2 protein-coding genes and 1 tRNA gene are annotated in these 2,830 nt (G+C 61.8%); 1 reads left to right on the top strand and 2 read right to left on the bottom strand.

Features of this window, described 5'->3' with window-relative positions:
* Positions 1-6: 6 nt before the first annotated feature.
* Complete coding sequence (locus QZL63_RS05430; RefSeq protein ID WP_022308316.1) at positions 7-1,017, bottom strand: glycosyltransferase family 2 protein; 1,011 nt, start codon at positions 1,015-1,017, stop codon at positions 7-9.
* The gene (locus QZL63_RS05425) at positions 1,014-2,570 is read right to left on the bottom strand and encodes an NAD(P)/FAD-dependent oxidoreductase (RefSeq protein WP_022308315.1); all 1,557 of its coding nucleotides are present in this window, start codon (positions 2,568-2,570) and stop codon (positions 1,014-1,016) included. Before QZL63_RS05425 ends, QZL63_RS05430 begins: the two co-directional genes overlap by 4 nt.
* Before the next feature lie 97 nt (positions 2,571-2,667).
* On the opposite strand from QZL63_RS05425, the gene QZL63_RS05420 reads away from it, so the two are divergent.
* Positions 2,668-2,749 (top strand) — tRNA-Leu (locus tag QZL63_RS05420).
* Positions 2,750-2,830 lie beyond the last annotated feature (81 nt).

Here is a 2,830-nt window from a genome sequence, read left to right as displayed (position 1 = left end):
CTTGAATCAATAGGATACTCGCCGGATCAGGCTACTCGCCCAACGCTGCACGGTCGCACATCCGACCGCCAGGGGCCGCAGCCAGCGCCAGCGGTCCAGCGACAGCAGGAACAGATCGCAGCGCGAATAGTAGCGGCGCAGGTCAGCTCCCCGGCCGCGAACCTCGCGGTGAATCCAACGGGCATACTCCGAATCCCCGCACCACGGATTGCGGCTCTTGCGGATGCAAACCAGATACCAACGCACCCGGCTCAGCAGGCGGAAAAAGACGAGCTGCGCGGCAGGAAGCCCCGGACAGCGAGCCAACTCCGAATCGACCGCCTCGGCAAACCGGGCACAATAGTCCACATCGACATTGCGCCGATTGGCCGACCCGGCCCGCTGGACGTAACCATAACCCACATAATCCACAAACCGGACACGGGGCTGACGCATGCCGATCTGCATGTTGAGCAGTTCATCCTCACCCAACGGCAGCGGATGGTGGCGCAGGCTGTCGTCGAACAACGTTCGCCGGTAAAGCTTCGCCCAAAGACATACGGATATCGAGTGGCTCAACGTCGCCTCCATATATCCGAAGCCGGAGAGCTCCTCCGAACGGCGCTCCCGCACGGGGAACTCGTAAGAATCCCGCACACGCTTGAAGTCGCAGCACACGATGTCGCAGCCGTCACCCTGCCCGGCAGCTGCGACCAGCTCCTTGAGGATGTCCGGTTCCCAACGGTCGTCACCGTCCAGGAAACAGATCCAGCGGCCGCGCGCCGCCTTCAGCCCGGTCTCCCGGGCCCGGGCAACGCCCAGATTCGGCGTGGTGATCACACGGATGCGCGGATCCTGCGCGGCGAACGACTCCGCAATGGAACCCGAGGCGTCCCGTGAGCCGTCATTGACCACGATCGCCTCGAAATCGCGGTAGCTTTGTGCAACCACCGATTCCAGGCAGGGCACCAGATAGTTTTCCAAATTATAGACCGGAATGATCACCGAGATCTCCGGGCAATTGTCTGGCTGTTTCATGACCCGATATAGTTTTTCACGGCCTCTGCGATGCGCTCGCCGTCGAGTGCCGCCGAAATGATTCCACCCGCATATCCGGCCCCCTCACCGGCCGGGAACAGGCCGGAGGTTTCGGGGTGCATCAGCGTCACCGGATCGCGCGGGATACGCACCGGCGTCGAGGTTCGCGACTCAACACCCACGACCACTGCCTGGTCGGTCACATAACCGTGCATCCGCCGTCCGAAGGTCGCTATGCCCTGCCGCAGGCTCTGCGCAATGAACTCCGGCATCCAGCGGTCGAGACGCGACGGCACAATGCCCGGAATGTAGGAGGTCGCCGGCAGCGTTGTGCTGCTGCGCCCGGAGACGAAATCCGAGACCCGTTGTGCGGGTGCAATCTGATGCGCTCCGCCCTCGCGGCGGGCGGCCTGCTCGAAAAGCTGCTGGAACTTCAACCCGGCCAGCTCGCCCCACTCCGAACGGAGGTAAGCGAAATCCGACAGCCGCACCTCGGTCACCATGCCCGAATTGGCAAAGGGCGACGTGCGGCCGCTGGGCGACATGCCGTTCACGACCGACTGCGAGGCATCGGTCATTGCCGGGACGATGAATCCGCCCGGACACATGCAGAACGAGTAAACGCCGCGGCCCTGCTCCTGACTCACCAGCGAATAGGATGCCGCCGGCAGATACTCTCCGCGCGTCGGGCAGTGGTACTGAATCGAGTCGATGAGCGCCTGCGGGTGTTCGATACGCACCCCCATGGCGAAAGGCTTGGCCTCGAGGCGGACACCCCGGGCATGGAGCAGTTCGTAGATGTCGTGAGCCGAATGGCCCGTGGCCAACACGACCGCGGCGCCTTCGATCCGCTCGTCGCCGCAGCATACGCCCCGGATGCGTCCGTCGCGCAGGATCAGGTCCGTGACCCGCCGGCCGAAACAGAAGACACCGCCGGCATCGATGATCGTCTGCCGGATGTTGCGGATGATGTAGGGCAGCTTGTCGGTCCCGATGTGCGGATGGGCCTCGTAGAGGATCTCGGGGGTGGCGCCGTGGAAGACCAGCGTCTGCAGCGCCTTGTTGTAATCGCCGCGCTTCTTGCTGCGCGTGAAGAGTTTTCCGTCGGAGAAGGTCCCGGCCCCGCCCTCGCCGAAAGCGTAGTTCGAGTCGGAATCGATGCGTTCGTTGCGGTTGATCAGCGCGATGTCGCGCTTGCGCGACGAGACGTCACGGCCCCGTTCGAGGATGACGGGACGCAGTCCCAGTTCGATGAGCCGCAACGCCGCAAACAGGCCGGCAGGACCGGACCCGACAATCACCACTTCGGTGCGTCCCTCGACATTGGGATAGTCGAAATGGACGGGAGCGGGCAGCGGCTCCCGATCGACGAAAACCTCGAGTGTCAGGTTTACCTTCACCTGCCGCTGGCGGGCATCGATCGATCGTTTCACGACCCGGGCGAGGGCGATGTCGGTATCCTTGATCCCCAGGCGACGGGCGGCAAAGGCCGTATAGGTTTCCGGCTCGGCAGCCTGTCTGGGGGTCAGAACGAGGGTAATCTGTTGCGGCATATCTTAAAAAATGACATACAAATGTATGCAAAAAAGCCGAATAATCCCCTGACTCGGTTGTGTTTTCTGAATTTTTCCATATCTTTGTCGAACCGATGCGGATATGGTGTAATTGGTAGCCACGTCAGACTTAGGATCTGATGCCTTACGGCGTGGGGGTTCGAGTCCCTTTATCCGCACAAAGGAGCCTTTTTCCGAGGCTCCTTTTTTGTTGCCTGTCCGGCGCAAAAAGAGGAAAACCGACTGTATATCATCATTTT

Source organism: Alistipes sp. CAG:268, assembly GCA_000434235.1.
GTDB classification, from domain to species: Bacteria; Bacteroidota; Bacteroidia; order Bacteroidales; family Rikenellaceae; genus Alistipes; species Alistipes avistercoris.
Note: the sequence above shows the minus strand (reverse complement) of the source record. Positions and strands in the feature narration are given on the sequence as shown.

Coding starts and splice junctions, on each gene's coding strand:
- QZL63_RS05430 (WP_022308316.1), bottom strand. CDS start 1,017: ATGAAACAGCCAGACAATTGCCCGGAGATCTCGGTGATCATTCCGGTC.
- QZL63_RS05425 (WP_022308315.1), bottom strand. CDS start 2,570: ATGCCGCAACAGATTACCCTCGTTCTGACCCCCAGACAGGCTGCCGAG.